The sequence below is a fragment of the Pseudomonas sp. stari2 genome, from assembly GCF_040760005.1.
GTDB lineage: Bacteria > Pseudomonadota > Gammaproteobacteria > Pseudomonadales > Pseudomonadaceae > Aquipseudomonas.
In genome coordinates, this window is the sequence record NZ_CP099760.1 from 4,232,053 (window position 1) to 4,247,905 (window position 15,853).

12 protein-coding genes are annotated in these 15,853 nt (G+C 60.4%); 6 read left to right on the top strand and 6 right to left on the bottom strand.

The genetic code is table 11. From position 1 onward, the window contains the following. Window positions 1-79 precede the first annotated feature (79 nt). Window positions 80-952, top strand: coding sequence for an undecaprenyl-diphosphate phosphatase (locus NH234_RS19315; protein WP_085732168.1), 873 nt, complete (start codon window positions 80-82; stop codon window positions 950-952). Between the two features lie 102 nt (window positions 953-1,054). On the opposite strand, the gene cysS is transcribed toward NH234_RS19315, so the two are convergent. Together cysS and NH234_RS19325 are read right to left on the bottom strand one after the other, a co-directional pair. Further along, complete coding sequence (gene cysS / locus NH234_RS19320) at window positions 1,055-2,437, bottom strand: cysteine--tRNA ligase (RefSeq protein WP_085732169.1); 1,383 nt, start codon at window positions 2,435-2,437, stop codon at window positions 1,055-1,057. A gap of 20 nt (window positions 2,438-2,457) precedes the next feature. Further along, a complete protein-coding gene (locus tag NH234_RS19325; RefSeq protein ID WP_367253905.1) occupies window positions 2,458-4,158 on the bottom strand; it encodes a glutamine--tRNA ligase/YqeY domain fusion protein in 1,701 nt (566 codons plus the stop codon). A 251-nt stretch (window positions 4,159-4,409) separates the two neighbouring features. Between NH234_RS19325 and NH234_RS19330 the strand changes: the two genes are divergently transcribed. Then, window positions 4,410-4,916, top strand: a complete 507-nt coding sequence (locus tag NH234_RS19330) for a peptidylprolyl isomerase (protein WP_085732171.1) — start codon at window positions 4,410-4,412, stop codon at window positions 4,914-4,916. Beyond that, the gene (gene lpxH, locus NH234_RS19335; RefSeq protein ID WP_367253908.1) at window positions 4,913-5,668 is read left to right on the top strand and encodes a UDP-2,3-diacylglucosamine diphosphatase; all 756 of its coding nucleotides are present in this window, start codon (window positions 4,913-4,915) and stop codon (window positions 5,666-5,668) included. The genes NH234_RS19330 and lpxH overlap by 4 nt, the downstream gene beginning before the upstream one ends. Window positions 5,669-5,701: 33 nt before the next feature. Here lpxH and NH234_RS19340 read toward each other — a convergent pair whose 3' ends face one another. From NH234_RS19340 to NH234_RS19355, 4 genes are all read right to left on the bottom strand, one after another. Beyond that, a complete protein-coding gene (locus tag NH234_RS19340; protein WP_085732173.1) occupies window positions 5,702-7,231 on the bottom strand; it encodes a DHA2 family efflux MFS transporter permease subunit in 1,530 nt (509 codons plus the stop codon). Between the two features lie 80 nt (window positions 7,232-7,311). Beyond that, window positions 7,312-8,514, bottom strand: coding sequence for an efflux RND transporter periplasmic adaptor subunit (locus NH234_RS19345; protein WP_085732174.1), 1,203 nt, complete (start codon window positions 8,512-8,514; stop codon window positions 7,312-7,314). 15 nt (window positions 8,515-8,529) lie between these two features. Continuing rightward, window positions 8,530-9,999 carry an efflux transporter outer membrane subunit gene (locus tag NH234_RS19350; RefSeq protein WP_367253910.1) on the bottom strand — a complete coding sequence of 490 codons (1,470 nt, stop codon included), beginning with the start codon at window positions 9,997-9,999 and terminating at the stop codon, window positions 8,530-8,532. After that, entirely contained in the window at window positions 9,989-10,471 is a 483-nt protein-coding gene (locus tag NH234_RS19355) for a MarR family transcriptional regulator (protein ID WP_085699069.1), read from the bottom strand. The genes NH234_RS19350 and NH234_RS19355 overlap by 11 nt, the downstream gene beginning before the upstream one ends. Before the next feature lie 401 nt (window positions 10,472-10,872). On the opposite strand from NH234_RS19355, the gene NH234_RS19360 reads away from it, so the two are divergent. The 3 genes from NH234_RS19360 to NH234_RS19370 are packed head-to-tail and all read left to right on the top strand — an operon-like array spanning window position 10,873 to window position 15,845. Next, the gene (locus NH234_RS19360; RefSeq protein WP_367253912.1) at window positions 10,873-11,802 is read left to right on the top strand and encodes a fimbrial protein; all 930 of its coding nucleotides are present in this window, start codon (window positions 10,873-10,875) and stop codon (window positions 11,800-11,802) included. A gap of 55 nt (window positions 11,803-11,857) precedes the next feature. Further along, entirely contained in the window at window positions 11,858-14,671 is a 2,814-nt protein-coding gene (locus NH234_RS19365; RefSeq protein ID WP_367253914.1) for an ATP-binding protein, read from the top strand. Next, a complete protein-coding gene (locus tag NH234_RS19370) occupies window positions 14,658-15,845 on the top strand; it encodes an EAL domain-containing protein (protein WP_367253916.1) in 1,188 nt (395 codons plus the stop codon). Before NH234_RS19365 ends, NH234_RS19370 begins: the two co-directional genes overlap by 14 nt. Window positions 15,846-15,853: the final 8 nt, after the last annotated feature.

A 15,853-nucleotide genomic window follows, 5' to 3' on the forward strand; every position in this document is an offset into this window, starting at 1 on the left:
TGACGAAATGTTTCAGCTTATCGCTGCATGCCTTTGATCCAGACACCTCCCTCCTCCTGCCCCTCACAGGACAAGCTCTTTGACCAACATCTGCACCACCGGCCTTGATACAGGCTTTGCCTCTCTCGATTACCTGCAAATCGGCGTCCTCGGCATCATTCAAGGCATCACCGAGTTGTTGCCCGTTTCCTCCACCGCCCACATGCGCATCATCCCCGCCCTGCTTGGCTGGCCGGATCCCGGTTCTGCCTTTTCCGCCGCCATGCAGATGGCCGCACTGGCGGCGGTCATCAGCTACTTCTGGCGAGACGTGAGGCAGGTTGTCAGCGGCAGCGCCGAGGCTGTGCGGCAGCGTGATTTCAACAATCAGTGGTTCATCCTGGCGGTGGCCATCGTACTGGCGACCATTCCCATCGGTATTGCAGGCCTGGCCCTGTCCTCGACGCTCAACGCCTGCAACTCGCCGTTGCGCGGTTTGATGGTAATCGGGATTTCCTGCGTGGTGATGGCGGTGTTGCTGGCCATCGCAGAGCTCACGTGTCGTCACCGCCGCACCGTTGGCGAAATGCGTTTGCGTGATGCGCTGATTGTTGGCATTGCGCAAATCGGGGCGCTGATTCCGGGCGTTTCGCGCTCCGGGTCTACGCTGACGGCGGCGCTTTTTCTCAATTTCAAACGTGAAGAAGCGGCACGCTTCTCCTTCCTGCTCGGATTGCCGGCCATCGCGCTGGCGGGGTTGAAGGAGTTGTGGGTGCTGTTCCATGCGCAACTGCCGGCGCAAGCCTGGGCGCACCTGATTTTCGGTCTGGTGATTGCCAGTATCTCGGCGTTTTTCGCGATCTGGGGCCTGATGCGCTTTCTGGAGAAGTTCTCCACCTGGCCTTTCGTGATTTACCGCGCGGTACTGGGGATTTTCCTGATCGTCGCGGTCAGCACCGGGCTCTTGAGTTAAGGCCCGCCACAAAAAACAAAACCCGCACTTGGCGGGTTTTGTTTTCTTGAAGCACTTACATTTGTTCCCAAGCTGAGCGTGGGAACAAACATGCCGAGCGGATCAGTCAGCCAGACGCCAGGTCGTGCCGCCCTTGCCGTCTTCCAGCACCACGCCCATGGCGGTGAGCTGGTCGCGGATGCGGTCGGATTCGGCCCAGTCCTTGCCGGCACGAGCCGCCAGACGCGCAGCGATCAGCGCCTCGACTTCGGCTGCATCGACACGCCCTTCGGCGCCGGCCTGCAGGAAGTCATCGGCTTCGAGCTGCAACACACCCAGCACGCTAGCCAGTTCTTTCAGGCGCGCTGCCAGACCGGCCGCTGCGTCAAGATCGCTCTCGCGCAGACGGTTGATCTCACGGACCATCTCGAACAGCACCGCGCAGGCTTCCGGCGTACCGAAGTCGTCGTTCATCACCGTGGTGAAACGCTCGACGAACGCTTCGCCGCCAGCCGGCGCCACGTTCGGCAGGCCTTTCAACGCATGGTAGAAGCGCTCCAGTGCGCCTTTGGCGTCCTTGAGATTGTCTTCCGAGTAGTTGATCGCGCTGCGGTAGTGGCTCGACACCAGCAGGTAACGCACGACTTCCGGGTGGTACTTGTCGAGCACGTCGCGAATGGTGAAGAAGTTGTTCAAGGACTTGGACATCTTCTCGCCATTGATACGGATCATGCCGCAATGCATCCACGCGTTGGCGTAGGTCTTGCCGGTGGCCGCTTCGCTCTGGGCGATTTCGTTTTCGTGGTGCGGGAACTCGAGGTCGCTGCCGCCGCCATGAATGTCGAAGGTCTCACCGAGGCAGCAGGTGGACATCACCGAGCACTCGATGTGCCAGCCCGGACGCCCGGCGCCCCACGGCGACTCCCAGCTCGGCTCGCCCGGCTTGACGCCTTTCCACAGCACGAAGTCCAGCGGATCTTCCTTGGCTTCGTCGACCTCGATCCGCGCACCGATGCGCAGGTCTTCGATCTTCTTGCGCGAGAGCTTGCCGTAGCCCATGAACTTGCCGACGCGGTAGTACACGTCGCCATTGCCCGGGGCGTAGGCGAAACCCTTGTCGATCAGGGTCTGGATCATCGCGTGCATGCCCGGGATGTGATCCGTGGCGCGCGGTTCCATGTCCGGCTTCTGGATGTTCAGGCGCGCTTCGTCTTCGTGCATCGCCGCGATCATGCGCTCGGTCAACGCTTCGAACGACTCGCCGTTCTCGTTGGCACGGTTGATGATCTTGTCGTCGATGTCGGTGATGTTGCGCACGTAGGTCAGGTCATAACCACTGAACCGCAACCAGCGGGTCACCAGGTCGAACGCGACCATGCTGCGGCCGTGGCCCAGGTGGCAGTAGTCGTACACGGTCATCCCGCAGACGTACATGCGCACCTTGTTGCCATCCAGCGGCTTGAAGACTTCTTTGCTCTTGGTGAGCGTGTTGTAGATCGAAAGCACGGTCATTCCTTAAGACTTGATCACTGGCCCCACGAATCACGCAGGGTCACGGTACGGTTGAATACCGGCTGACCTGGTTTCGAGTCCTTGATATCCGCGACGAAGTAGCCTTCGCGCTCGAACTGGAAACGGTCTTCCGGCTGTGCATTGCCCAGCGAGGGTTCAGCACGACAACCGGTCAACACTTGCAGTGAGTCAGGGTTGATGTTGTCCAGGAAACTCGCGCTGTCTTCGGCCTTCTCCGGGTTCGGAGAACGGAACAGGCGATCGTACAGACGCACTTCGCACTCGACGCTGGCAGCGGCCGGCACCCAGTGGATAACGCCCTTGACCTTGCGGCCTTCAGGGTTTTTGCCCAGGGTGTCCGGATCGTAGGAGCAACGCAGCTCGACGATGTTGCCGTCAGCATCCTTGATCGCTTCGTCGGCACGGATCACGTAGCTGCCGCGCAGACGCACTTCGCCGTTCGGCTCCAGGCGCTTGTAGCCTTTTGGCGGCTCTTCCATGAAGTCATCGCGGTCGATGTAGATTTCACGGGCGAACGGCAGCTTGCGCACGCCGAGTTCTTCTTTCTGCGGATGACGCGGCAGTTCGAGGTTCTCGACCTGGTCTTCCGGATAGTTGGTGATCACGACTTTCAACGGACGCAGCACGCACATGGCGCGCGGGGCGTTCGCGTCCAGGTCCTGACGGATGCTGAACTCAAGCATGCCGAAGTCGACCACGCCGTCGGAACGGTTGGTGCCGATCATCTCGCAGAAGTTGCGGATCGACGCCGGGGTGTAGCCACGGCGGCGGAAGCCCGACAGGGTCGACATGCGCGGATCGTCCCAGCCGTTGACGTGTTTCTCGTCAACCAGTTGCTTGAGCTTGCGCTTGCTGGTGATGGTGTAGTTGAGGTTCAGACGGCTGAACTCGTACTGACGCGGGTGTGCCGGCACTGGCAGTGCGTCGAGGAACCACTCGTACAGAGGACGATGGCTTTCGAACTCCAGGGTGCAGATCGAGTGGGTGATGCCTTCGATGGCATCCGACTGACCGTGGGTGAAGTCGTAGTTCGGGTAGATGCACCACTTGTCACCGGTCTGGTGGTGATGGGCGTGGCGGATGCGGTACATGATCGGGTCGCGCAGGTTCATGTTCGGCGAGGCCATGTCGATCTTGGCGCGCAGTACGCGGGCACCGTCCGGGAACTCACCGGCGCGCATGCGGGCGAACCAGTCCAGGTTTTCTTCCACAGAACGGTCGCGGAACGGACTGTTCTTGCCCGGCTCGGTCAGGCTGCCGCGGTATTCCTTGGCTTGCTCAGGCGTCAGGTCGTCGACGTAGGCCTTGCCGGCCTTGATCAGCTCGATGGCCCAGTCGTGCAACTGGTCGAAATATTGCGAGGCGTAGCGCACTTCGCCGGACCATTCGAAGCCCAGCCATTTGACGTCGCTTTCGATCGCATCGATGTATTCCTGGTCTTCCTTGGCCGGGTTGGTGTCGTCGAAACGCAGGTGCGTGACGCCGCCGAACTCCTGGGCCAGGCCGAAGTTCACGCAGATCGACTTGGCGTGGCCGATGTGCAGGTAGCCGTTGGGCTCAGGCGGAAAACGAGTAACGATCTGCGTGTGCTTGCCCGAGTCCAGGTCTGCCTGGATGATCGGCCGCAGGAAATTGACCGGCACGGCAGGGCCGGACTTGGCATTCGAGGTAGGGTCGACAGTGGGCTTGCTCATAGGATCCTTGACTTACATGTGCGCGGCCGCAAAGGGGGCCAGACAAAACAAAGCCGCTATCATAGCCGATGCTGTCAAGGGCCTGACAGAGCAGGCTCTTATAAAGGCATGCATTTAATCGCCGGCAATTGAAAAACTGCCTCGAAATTCGCGCCTGTCACGCTAAACTGCGCTCCTTGGCCGAAGCAGGCTGAACCGGTTGCGGGGCTTTAGCCTCCAAGACCACGAATTCCCTATAAAGAGTACTGACCATGACTCAAGTCAAACTGACCACCAACCACGGTGACATCGTCATCGAACTGAACGCTGAAAAAGCCCCGATCACCGTGGCCAACTTCATCGAATACGTCAAAGCCGGTCACTACGAAAACACCGTTTTCCACCGTGTCATCGGTAACTTCATGATCCAGGGCGGCGGTTTCGAGCCAGGCATGAAGGAAAAGAAAGACAAGCGTCCAAGCATCCAGAACGAAGCCGACAACGGTCTTTCCAACGACAAGTACACCATTGCCATGGCCCGCACCATGGAGCCGCATTCGGCTTCCGCGCAGTTCTTCATCAACGTGGCCGACAACAGCTTCCTGAACCACAGCGGCAAGAACGTTCAAGGCTGGGGCTACGCCGTATTCGGTAAAGTGACCGCCGGTACTGAAGTGGTCGACAGCATCAAGAAAGTCTCGACCGGCTCCAAGGCTGGCCACCAGGATGTACCAAACGACGACGTGATCATCGAGAAAGCCGAGATCATCGAAGCGTGATATTGCTGATTTCAGACTTGCATCTGGAAGAGGAACGCCCGGACATTACCCGGGCGTTTCTGGATTTGCTCGCCGGACGCGCCCGCTCGGCGAGTGCGTTGTACATTCTGGGCGACTTTTTCGAGGCGTGGATTGGCGACGATGCCATGACCCCTTTCCAGCGTTCCATTTGCCAGGCACTGCGCGGTTTGAGCGACAGCGGCACGGCCATATTTCTGATGCACGGCAATCGCGACTTCCTGCTCGGCAAGGCGTTCTGCAAGGAAGCCGGCTGCACGCTGCTGAAGGATCCGAGTGTCGTGCAGTTTTACGGCGAGCCGGTGCTGCTGATGCACGGCGACAGCCTCTGCACCCGCGACGAAAGCTATATGAAGCTGCGTCGCTACCTGCGCAACCCGATCACCCTGTTCATCCTGCGACATCTGCCGTTGAGCACCCGCCAAAAACTGGCGCGCAAGCTACGCAGTGAGAGCCGTGCGCAGACGCGGATGAAGGCCAACGACATCGTTGATGTCACGCCGGAGGAAATTCCGCGGATCATGCAGGAATACGGAGTGAAAACCCTGGTTCACGGGCATACCCATCGCCCGGCCATCCACAAGTTGCAGATCGGCGATCAGGCGGCGAAACGGATTGTGCTGGGGGACTGGGATCGTCAGGGCTGGGCGTTGCAGGTGGATGAGAACGGGTTTGTGTTGGCGCCGTTTGATTTTGCACCGCCGCCTTCCCTGCCTGCCCCTGCCACTGTTTGATCGTTCCCACGGCGTGGGAACGATCTCCCGGAATCAGTGACCGCTGGCCGCCGGCCCTGCTTTGGCAGCAAACGGCGGCTTCGCCAGCCACACGATCAGAATCAACCCCATGAACCCCCACCCCAGCAACGTGAAGTAGTCCACGGTCGAAAGCATATACGCCTGGCTGGTCAGCACATGATCAAGCTGCGCATAGGCCGGATTACCGGCCCCGCCCAGGTTGTTCAGCGCTTCCCGGGTCGCCGGCTCATAGGTACTGATGCTTTCACTCATGTAGGCATGATGTTGATCCGCCCGACGAATCCAGATCCAGGTGGTCAGCGAAGCCGCAAAGCTGCCGCCCAGGGTCCGCAGGAATGTCGCCAGACCAGCGCCGTCGGCAATCTGGCTCGGCGGCAGGTCCGACATCAGGATGCTCAGGGTCGGCATGAAGAACAGCGCAACGCCAATGCCCATGAACAACTGCACCAGCGCGATGTGCTGGAAGTCCACCTCATTGGTGAACTCGGCACGCATGAAGCAGCTCAGGCCGATCGCCAGAAACGCCAGCCCGGCCAGCAGTCGCAGGTCGAACTTGTGCGCGTACTTGCCGACAAACGGTGACAGCAGCACCGGCAGAATTCCGATCGGCGCCACCGCCAGCCCGGCCCAGGTCGCGGTGTAGCCCATCTGGGTCTGCAACCACTGTGGCAGGATCAGGTTGATGCCGAAGAACCCGGCGTAACCCAACACCAGCACCAGCGTGCCGATGCGGAAGTTGCGGTGGGCGAACAGGCGCAGATTGACCACCGGATGCTGGTCGGTCATTTCCCAGATCACAAACACCGCCAGCGCTATCACTGAAATGGCCGCACCGATGATGATGAAGTTCGACTCGAACCAGTCCAGGTCATTGCCCTTGTCGAGGATCACCTGCAACGCACCTACGCCGATGATCAGCGTGATCAGCCCGACGTAGTCCATCGGCTGACGACTGGTGACTACCGGACGTTTCGCCAGCTGCGAACGCACCACCATCACCGCGAACACGCCAATCGGTACGTTGATGAAGAAGATCCACGGCCAGCTGTAACTGTCGGTGATCCAGCCGCCGAGAATCGGGCCGGCAATCGGCGCCACCACCGTGACCATCGCCAATAACGCCAGGGCCATGCCGCGCCTGGCGGGCGGATACACCGCGATCAGCAGCGTCTGGGTCATCGGGTACAGCGGCCCGGCCACCAGCCCTTGCAGGACCCGGAAGCCGATCAGCTCGGGCATCGACGTGGAAATACCGCAGAGAAACGAGGCCAGCACGAACAGCATGGTGGCCCAGAGAAACAGCTTCACCTCGCCGAAACGCCGGCTCAGCCAGCCGGTGAGCGGCAGCGCGATGGCGTTGCTCACGGCGAACGAGGTGATGACCCAGGTGCCCTGCTCCGAACTCACGCCGAGGTTGCCGGAGATGGTCGGCAGCGCCACGTTGGCGATGGTGGTGTCGAGCACTTGCATGAAGGTCGCCAGCGACAGGCCGATGGTGCTGAGCAACAGGCTGGGCGGCGAAAAAGAGGCGTTATTGCTCATCGCGAATCCTTTGGAGCCGATTTTTTGGAGCGGGGACAGGCGCCGCGCCCGTTACGGAGCGCGGCGAAGGGATTGGCGAATCAGCGTTGCGCGGTCTTGCTGACCGCAGCGCTGTTGTCGTGGATCAGTTGGGCGATCATCGCGTCGGCTTCACCCAGTTGGCGGTCGTAGACGCTGGTGCTGAACGAGGCCTGTTGCGGCGGCTGCTGAGCCAATACCGGACCGCTCTGGTCGTGCAGGTTGACCTCGACATTGGTCGACAGGCCCACGCGCAGCGGATGCTTGGCCAGTTCTTCGGCGTTGATGTGAATCCGCACCGGTACACGTTGCACGATCTTGATCCAGTTACCGGTGGCGTTCTGCGCCGGCAACAGGGCGAACGCGCTGCCGGTGCCGGCACCGAGGCTGTCGACGGTGCCGCTGAATTTCACGTCGCTGCCATAGATGTCGGATTCGATGTCCACCGGTTGGCCGATGCGCATGTCGCGCAGCTGGGTTTCCTTGAAGTTGGCATCGATCCACAGCTGATCCAGCGGAATCACCGCCATCAGCGCGGTGCCCGGCTGCACGCGCTGGCCAAGTTGCACGGTGCGCTTGGCAACGTAACCGGTAACTGGCGCGATCAGCGTGCTGCGAGCATTGGTCAGGTAGGCCTGACGCAGATCGGCAGCGGCCGACATCACGTCCGGGTGCGAGGAGACTACGGTGTCATCGACCAGCGCGCTGGTGGTTTTCAGTTGTTGCTGGGCATTGGCCAGGGCGTTTTGTGCCGAGGTCAGGTCATCGCGAGCGTGGGACAGTTCTTCCTGGGAAATCGCGCCGCCGGCGGCGAGATTTTTCCGGCGGTTGTAGTTGTCCTGGGCTTTTTGCACGTTCGCCTGTTGCGCGTTGACCTGGGCTTTCATGCCATCAACGTTGCTGTACAAGCCGCGAACCTGACGCACGGTGCGCGCCAGTTTGGCCTGGGCACTTTGCAGGCCGACTTCGGCGTCGTTCGGGTCGAAGTTGACCAGTACCTGACCTTCATGGACCAGATCGCCATCGTCGGCGCCGATGCTGACCACGGTGCCGGTCACCAGCGGGGTGATTTCCACGACGTTGCCGTTGACGTAGGCGTCGTCGGTGCTTTCGTTCCAGCGACCGATGAATTCGTGATACGCCCAGACGCCGGCACCGGCGAGGGCAACCACGACGGCCAGCACCAGCAGCATCACTTTACGTTTGCGCGGATTGCCGGTATCGGAGGTGTTGTCTTGAGCTTGAGTGTTTTCGGCAGTGGCCATGACAAATACCTTGAATTAGTTGTGCGTGGTGGCTGGGCTGGCGTTGCTGGCGGTCAGGGTTTGCCCCTGAAAGCCGCCACCCAGCGCTTGCATCAGTTGAATCGACAGGTCGATCTGCTCGGCATTCAGGTTTGCCAGTTGACGCTGGGCCTGCAGCAATTGCTGCTCGATGCTGAGCACGTCCAGGTAGTTGCCGATTCCGGAACCGTAACGCTGGACCACGGTGTTGTAAGAATCCTGGGCAATCTCGGTCGCGTGCTGCTGGGCGCCGATCTGCCGGCCGATGTCACGCAACTGGTTGATGGTGTCGCCGACATCACCCAGGGCTTTCACCAGGCTTTTGTTGTACTGCGCCACGGCCAGGTCGTAATCGGCATCGCGAGCATCGAGGTTGGCGCGCAGGCGTCCGCCATCGAAGATCGGCAGCGAAAGGGTCGAGGCGATGTTGAAGAAGCGACTGGCGGACCCGAACATCGCGTCACCCAATAACGATTCGGCACCAGCGGAGGCCGACAGGTTCAAGTTGGGATAGAAGCGGGTCTTGGCCGAGTCGATGTCCTTGCTCGCGGCCTCGACACGCCAGCGTGCGGCAACCAGATCCGGGCGACGGCCCAACAATTCCGCCGGCAGTACCGAGGGCACAGCGACGGCACTGGCCTGCAGGACTTTCGGCCGGGCGATTTCGTTGCCACGATCCGGGCCTTTGCCGAGCAATACGGCCAGAGCGATTTTCGCGCTGTTCAGACGTTTTTCGGCGTCGATCAGGCTGGCTTCGGAGCTGGCTTCCAGACTTTGGGTCTGCTGGAACTGGTACTGGCTGTCGATCCCCGAGCTCAAACGACGCTGACTCAGGTCGAGCATCTGCTTGGTGCGCTTGAGGTCTTCGTTGGCCAGGTCATAAACGATATGCGCCTGCCCCAGATCGCTGTAGGCCCGGGCCACGTCGGCGGCGAGGGTCAACTGTGCGGCCTGACGGTCGACTTCAGCAGCGCGGGCCTGACCCAGTGCAGCTTCCCAGGCGTCACGCTGACCGCCCCAAAGGTCGAAGTTGTAATTGAAGCCGGCGCTGATATTGCGCGTAGTGGCGTAGGCATCGCCCTGCCCTCGCGGGTCCTGATCCTTGGCCAGACGCGAACGGGTAATGCCGGCGCTGGCGTCAAGGGTCGGATAACGCTCGGCATCGGCGGCATAGGCGGCGGCGCTGGCCTGATGGGCGCGGGCGTCGGCGATCTGCATGTCCGGGCTGTCATGCAGGGCTTCGCGAATCAGACCGTCGAGCTGCGGATCGCCGAGACTCGTCCACCAGTCGCTCTTCGGCCACGCGGCCGGCGACAGTGTCACGCCATTGAGGGATTGGCCGACCTTGAGGTCTTTCGCATCAAGGTTTTTGCCATGGGTATCGAGGCCGCTGTAGTTGGCGCAACCGGCGAGGATCATCGCCGACAGCACCAGTGTCAGGCTGCTGCGCAAGGATTTACCGCTCATTGTGTTCACCTAACCGCTGGATGGTGATCGGGTCACCAGCCGCCAGCAAAATTTTCTTGAGGATGTATTCCAGGGTTTTCAACTCATCCGGAGTAATCGCGCCGGCCAGCTCATTCATGGCGTCGGCACCGATGTGCGGCAGACGATCGGCCAGCGCCTGACCTTGCCCGGTGAGCTTCAACTGCACCTGACGACGATCGCCTTCGCTGCGCTGGCGGATCAGGAAATCTTTCTGCTCCAGACGGTCGAGCATGCGGGTCATCGAACCGCTGTCCAGCGACAGGTGCCGACACAGCTCGGCCGGGGTGTCGACGCCGTACTGGGCCATGATGATCAACACCTTGAACTGCGCGGCAGTGATGCCGTGGGGTTCCATGTGGGTGTCGATGATCCTGTCCTTGAGCAAGGCTGCACGGCCGAGCAACAGGCCGAGGTGACAATGCTTGAATTCATCCGGGGTGAAATGCTTCATGTACGCACCTAATAACTGCCTAGGCAGTGAATGTATGTCGAGATGTTACTGCCTAGGCAGCGAATGTCAACGCAATAGTTAGGCTGCTTTGTAATTAGTTGCCCAGCGGACTGGTTTTTTCGGGCAGGATGTCCTCACAAGCAAATTCCTCGGGACATGCGCCAGCCCAAAACATGGCCACGGCACCGGGATCGGACGTGCTCGCATAGAAGTAAGACAGCGTGGGCGCCAGCGCGCGGCTGAACGTTTTGAGCAAAGAGGGCAAGTCAGCTTTCTAGGAATCGCCTGATGTCCATCGGCAGGCACCGCGCTTAAGTTACGGCGCTCTTTGGCCGACACGCAAAGCCCTCTTCATGAAGCATTTAAAACTTCAGAGCTTCCTGTTCCCCCTGGTCTCAACAATGATGCTGGCATGCGCCTCGCAAGCCATGGCCGGCAGCTGCACAGTCGTCGATTCGACCACCGAAACCCTTAACTTCGGCGCCAGCCTGGTCAACACCAGTCTGACGATTCCTGCTGACACGCCTAATGGAACGGTGGTCTATCAAGACACCCTGCAAGGGTCCGCCCACATCTGGGAGTGCGCGCAGGCATCGCAATATGGCGTACTGCTGGATTCCAGACTGGGCAACGTCTCCGGCAAAGTAACGACGTTCCCCTTAGGCAAATCCGGACTGTCGTACCGCATCTGGATAGGGGCATTGGATCGATACGAGTCGTCGTTGAGCACCATCAATGCGACCCCCGCTGGTGCGAATTATGGCTTCAACGCCGGCAGTATCCGCCTGGAGATCGTCAAGAGCGGCGAGCTGGCTTCGCAGGTCAAGGTCGATGCAGGCGCCCTGGGCGCCCTGCAAGACGATGATCTTGTCCTGATAAGATTCAATCTGAGCAACCCCATCGTACTGAATGCCGCCTCGTGCCAGACCCCGTCCGTACCGGTGGCCATGGGTGATGACTATCAACTCCATGAGTTTCGCGAGGCTGGCGCCACCCCTCGCAAGGTGCGGTTCAACATTGGCTTGAATCAGTGCCGGACCGGCATCAAGAAAGTCACTTACTCGCTCAAGGCCAACACCCCGGTCATCGACGCCACAAAAGGCATCATCACGCTCAACGACAGCTCCACCGCGAAAGGCATCGGTCTGCAGTTGCTCAATGATGCCGGGCAACCGATCGCACTGGACACGACTTACCCGTTCGATGCATTCACGGCCACTGGCACCGACTTCAAGATTCCCTTGTCGGCATCGTATTACCGTCTGACGACAGAGGAACTCAAGGCCGGCAGCGCCAACACCGAAGTCACCTTCATCGTGAACTACCTGTAACCAATATAAGGATCGTCTGATTTTCCCGGTATCCGACCGTCCCTACAGTGCCGGGATGAGATTAAAGAACTACCTCCATCAGATCAGCCCCGTCCTGTCCACGCCCCATGCCGCGCGCCGCCTGCTGCGCATTTTTGCCTTCGTACTGCTGGTGGGCATACTCGGCGGCGCATACAGCTTCCTGCTGTTTACCTTCAACAATGAAATCTCCCAGCGGCGCAGCTACATGAGCAGCGCCATCGCCGAGGCGCACACTTTTTTCACCACTCGCGAAGCACTGCTCAGAAGCCTGAGCCTGTCGGCGACGCGCAAAGTCGAAATAGAGGCTCCGGTCTCCGATGAAGAAATACGCCTGCTGCTGGGGCAAGCACCGGGCCCGCAATGGAGTATCTGGCTGACCCGGCGCATGCGCGATTACCTCACGGCCCGACAATTGAACCTGATCTACGTCAGCAGCGATTCCCGGGCCCAAGTGTTACGCCTGCACAATGCAACGCCGATGGTCGGTGATGTTTCTCAGGCCATGCTGGATCAACTGCAAGCCCTCAAATATCAAAACACCGGTGCCCTGCAAGAACTCTGGCTGACCCATGCCGTTGACGGGCATTCGCAGTTGTACATTTTCATTCGGCTGGACGAACGCGACATCGACTCCGGCTGGCTCGGCCTGGAAATGGACGACCGCGAAGTCTCCAGTGCCTTGAGTGACCACAGTGCAGGCGAGTTCACTATGTTCAATGCCCAGGGCATGCCACTCTTCAGCAATAGCCTGAAACCGCCGCCCGGACAGGATCTGCCGCTTCTGCGGCAGCAGGACTTTTTCGGTTTTGTCGGAAACGGCTGGTGGCCCGAGCAACTGGTGCTGCGCAAGCAACTGAAGTCATCGGACTGGCAGCTCACCTACTCCATCGATTTGCTGGCGGTGCTGTCGGCATTGTGGCCACAAATGCTGGGGGCGCTGCTGTTCTGCCTGCTGAGTAGCGGCCTGGTGTGCGGGTTGACCCGACGTCTGGAATACCGCTTCATCAACCCGGCGATTCATCGGATCCAGGCACTGGTGGAGAGCGAGTTGTTCAGTCGCGACGTGATCCAGACCGCCCCGGTGGCGCTCTGCGTACTGCGACGCACCGATGGCCAGGTGGTGCTGGAAAACACTCTCGCCCGCCAATGGCTGGGCGAGTGCCGCGCGCAACTGGGCGCCGGCTGGATCCGCGAGGCTTTCGATGCTACCGAGCCGCTCCTGACGGATGACTTCGAGACCACAGACGGCCGCCACCTTTACCTGAGTTGTGCGCCCACCCGCTACAAAGGCGAGGACGTGTTGCTGTGTGCGTTCAGCGACATCAGTGCGCGACGACAAATCGAAGCGGCACTGGAGCAAGCCCGCCAATCGGCAGACGCCGCCAATGAAGCCAAGACCTTGTTCCTAGCGACCATGAGCCACGAAATCCGCACACCGCTTTACGGCGTGCTCGGCACGCTGGAATTGCTTGCCCGAACGCAACTGGATAGCCGACAGAAAAGTTACCTGCAAGCCATCGAGGGCTCGTCCGCCACGCTGCTGCAACTGATCTGCGACGTGCTGGATGTGTCGAAGATCGAGGCCGGACAATTGGCCCTGGAGTTGAGCGAGTTCTGCCCCACGACACTGGCGCAAGAGGTCGTGCAAGGTTACGCGGCAGCGGCGCAGAGCAAAGGCTTGCAACTGTATGCCTGCCTCGACCCGCAACTGCCGGATTGTTTGAGGGGGGATGCCAGCCGCGTGCGCCAGATCCTCAACAATCTGCTGAACAACGCGGTCAAGTTCACCGACTCCGGCCGTGTGGTGCTAAGGGTCAAACTGCTTCGTCGCGAAGGCGAGCGCGTGTGCCTGCAATGGCAAGTCTCGGACACCGGAAAAGGCATCGCTCATGACGATCAGGCCTTCATTTTCGAACCGTTTTACCAGACCGAGGGCAACACCAACGTGGTGGCCGGCACCGGCCTGGGCCTGCCCATTTGCCAACGGTTGACGCACTTGATGAATGGCACCCTGCGCATGGTCAGCGAGCCTGGACTGGGCAGCAGTTTTTCCCTGAGCGTGCCGCTGGAGCAGCGACCCTGCAATGCACCACCTGCAGCCTTGCCGGCCTTGGCGCCGGATACCGTTTATGTGGTCTCGCCCATCCGCGAACTGGCCGATAGCATCAGCGGCTGGCTGCGCCGCTGGGGTGCCCGACCGCAGATCGGCGCACCTGACGCCCTGGAACCTGACACGACGGCTGTGTTGCTGGAACTCTATCCCACGCCCTGCGAACAACGTTCCAGACCGGCATGGCAAGGGCCGCGAGTACTGGCCAGCGGCGACGCTGCCCACGAGCCTCCGTTCAACGGTGATGGCTGGAAGGTCAACCTGAACGATCTGGCCGCGATCCAGCGCGCGGTTCGCCTGGCCCAGGGCGGCCCGGTTGCGCAGCGCACGGAACCACGCGAACCCTACGCTGTGCGGCCATTGCGCCTGCATATTCTGGTGGCAGAAGACAACGTCATCAACCAGCTGATCCTGCGCGATCAGCTAGAGGAACTGGGCTGCACAGTGACGTTATCCGGCGATGGCGAGGAAGCGTTGTCGCTCTGGCGCGAGCGCGCGTTCGACATCGTTCTGACCGACGTCAACATGCCCCGACTCAATGGCTACGAGCTGGCCAAGACCCTGCGACGTCAGGACTGCACCCTCCCGATCATCGGCGCCACCGCCAACGCAATGCGTGGTGAAGACGCCCTGTGCCTGGCCGCCGGCATGAATCACTGCCTGGTCAAACCATTTACGCTACGAGCCTTGTTCACTGTCCTGGCTCCCTACGCACGAGTTGCTCATGAAGCCCTGTAGCATTTTGATTGTCGAAGACCACCCCTTCCAGCACTTGTACCTGCAGAATCTGTTCAACGAACTGGGCGAGTTCGATGTCGTGTGCGCCAGGGACGGCGAAGCCGCGCTGGCCTGCCTGAAAAAACGCGACTTCGACCTGGTACTCACCGACCTGCTGATGCCAGGTATGGACGGCGTGCAGTTCATTCAGGGACTCGCTGCACAACGTTCGCGTCCCGCGCTGGCCATCATGAGTGCGGCCTCACGCCGTATGTTGATGGGTGCCAGCCTGGTGGCGAGCAACCTGCAAGTGAAGGTGATCGGGCTGATTTCCAAGCCGGTGAGCACGGCCGCACTGCGCTGTCTGATCGATCAATTGCAGGCACTGCGCCAGACGGCGCCGACCGAGAATCGCGAAGGCATCGACCGTCAGAGTATTCTGCAGGCGCTGGACAACGGCGAACTGCAAGCCTGGTTCCAGCCCAAGAAAGCCCTGAACAATGGCCGGATCGTGGCCGCCGAAGCGCTGGTGCGCTGGATTCATCCCGAGCACGGCACATTGCTGCCCGGCGCATTTCTGCCGACGCTGATCGCCTGCGACCTCGAAGAACAGTTGCTGTGGCGGGTGCTGCAACAAGCGATTGCCGCCCAAATCGTCTGGCGCCAGCAGGGCTATGACATACCGGTTTCGATCAACCTGCCCACGCACTTGCTCAACAGCCACGACCTCCCCGACCGCATCCTTGCGTTCGTGCTGGCCCATCAAGGATTACCGGCACGTATCTGCTTCGAGTTGATGGAATGCTCGGTGCCCGATGACATCAGCAACTTCTACGCCGGTGCCTGCCGTTTGCGGATCAAAGGGTTCGAGCTGTCCCAGGACGATTTCGGCAAGGGCTACAGCTCCTACATGAACCTGGTGTCGGCCCCCTTCACCGAATTGAAGATCGACCGCGCGCTGGTGCAAGGCTGCAATGCCAACGAGGAACTGGCCCAGGCCCTGACCAGCATTGTCAGCCTGGGGAGGCAGTTGGGACTGACCGTGGTGGCGGAAGGTGTGGAAACCGCGCAAGAGCTTGCTCTGTTGCGTAAAATCGACTGCACTCAGGTTCAGGGTTTCCTGATCTCTCACGCCGTGTCTTCGGATCAGTTCCAGCAATTGCTGACCCATGACGGGCCGGCAAACGTTTATTGACCCGCAGG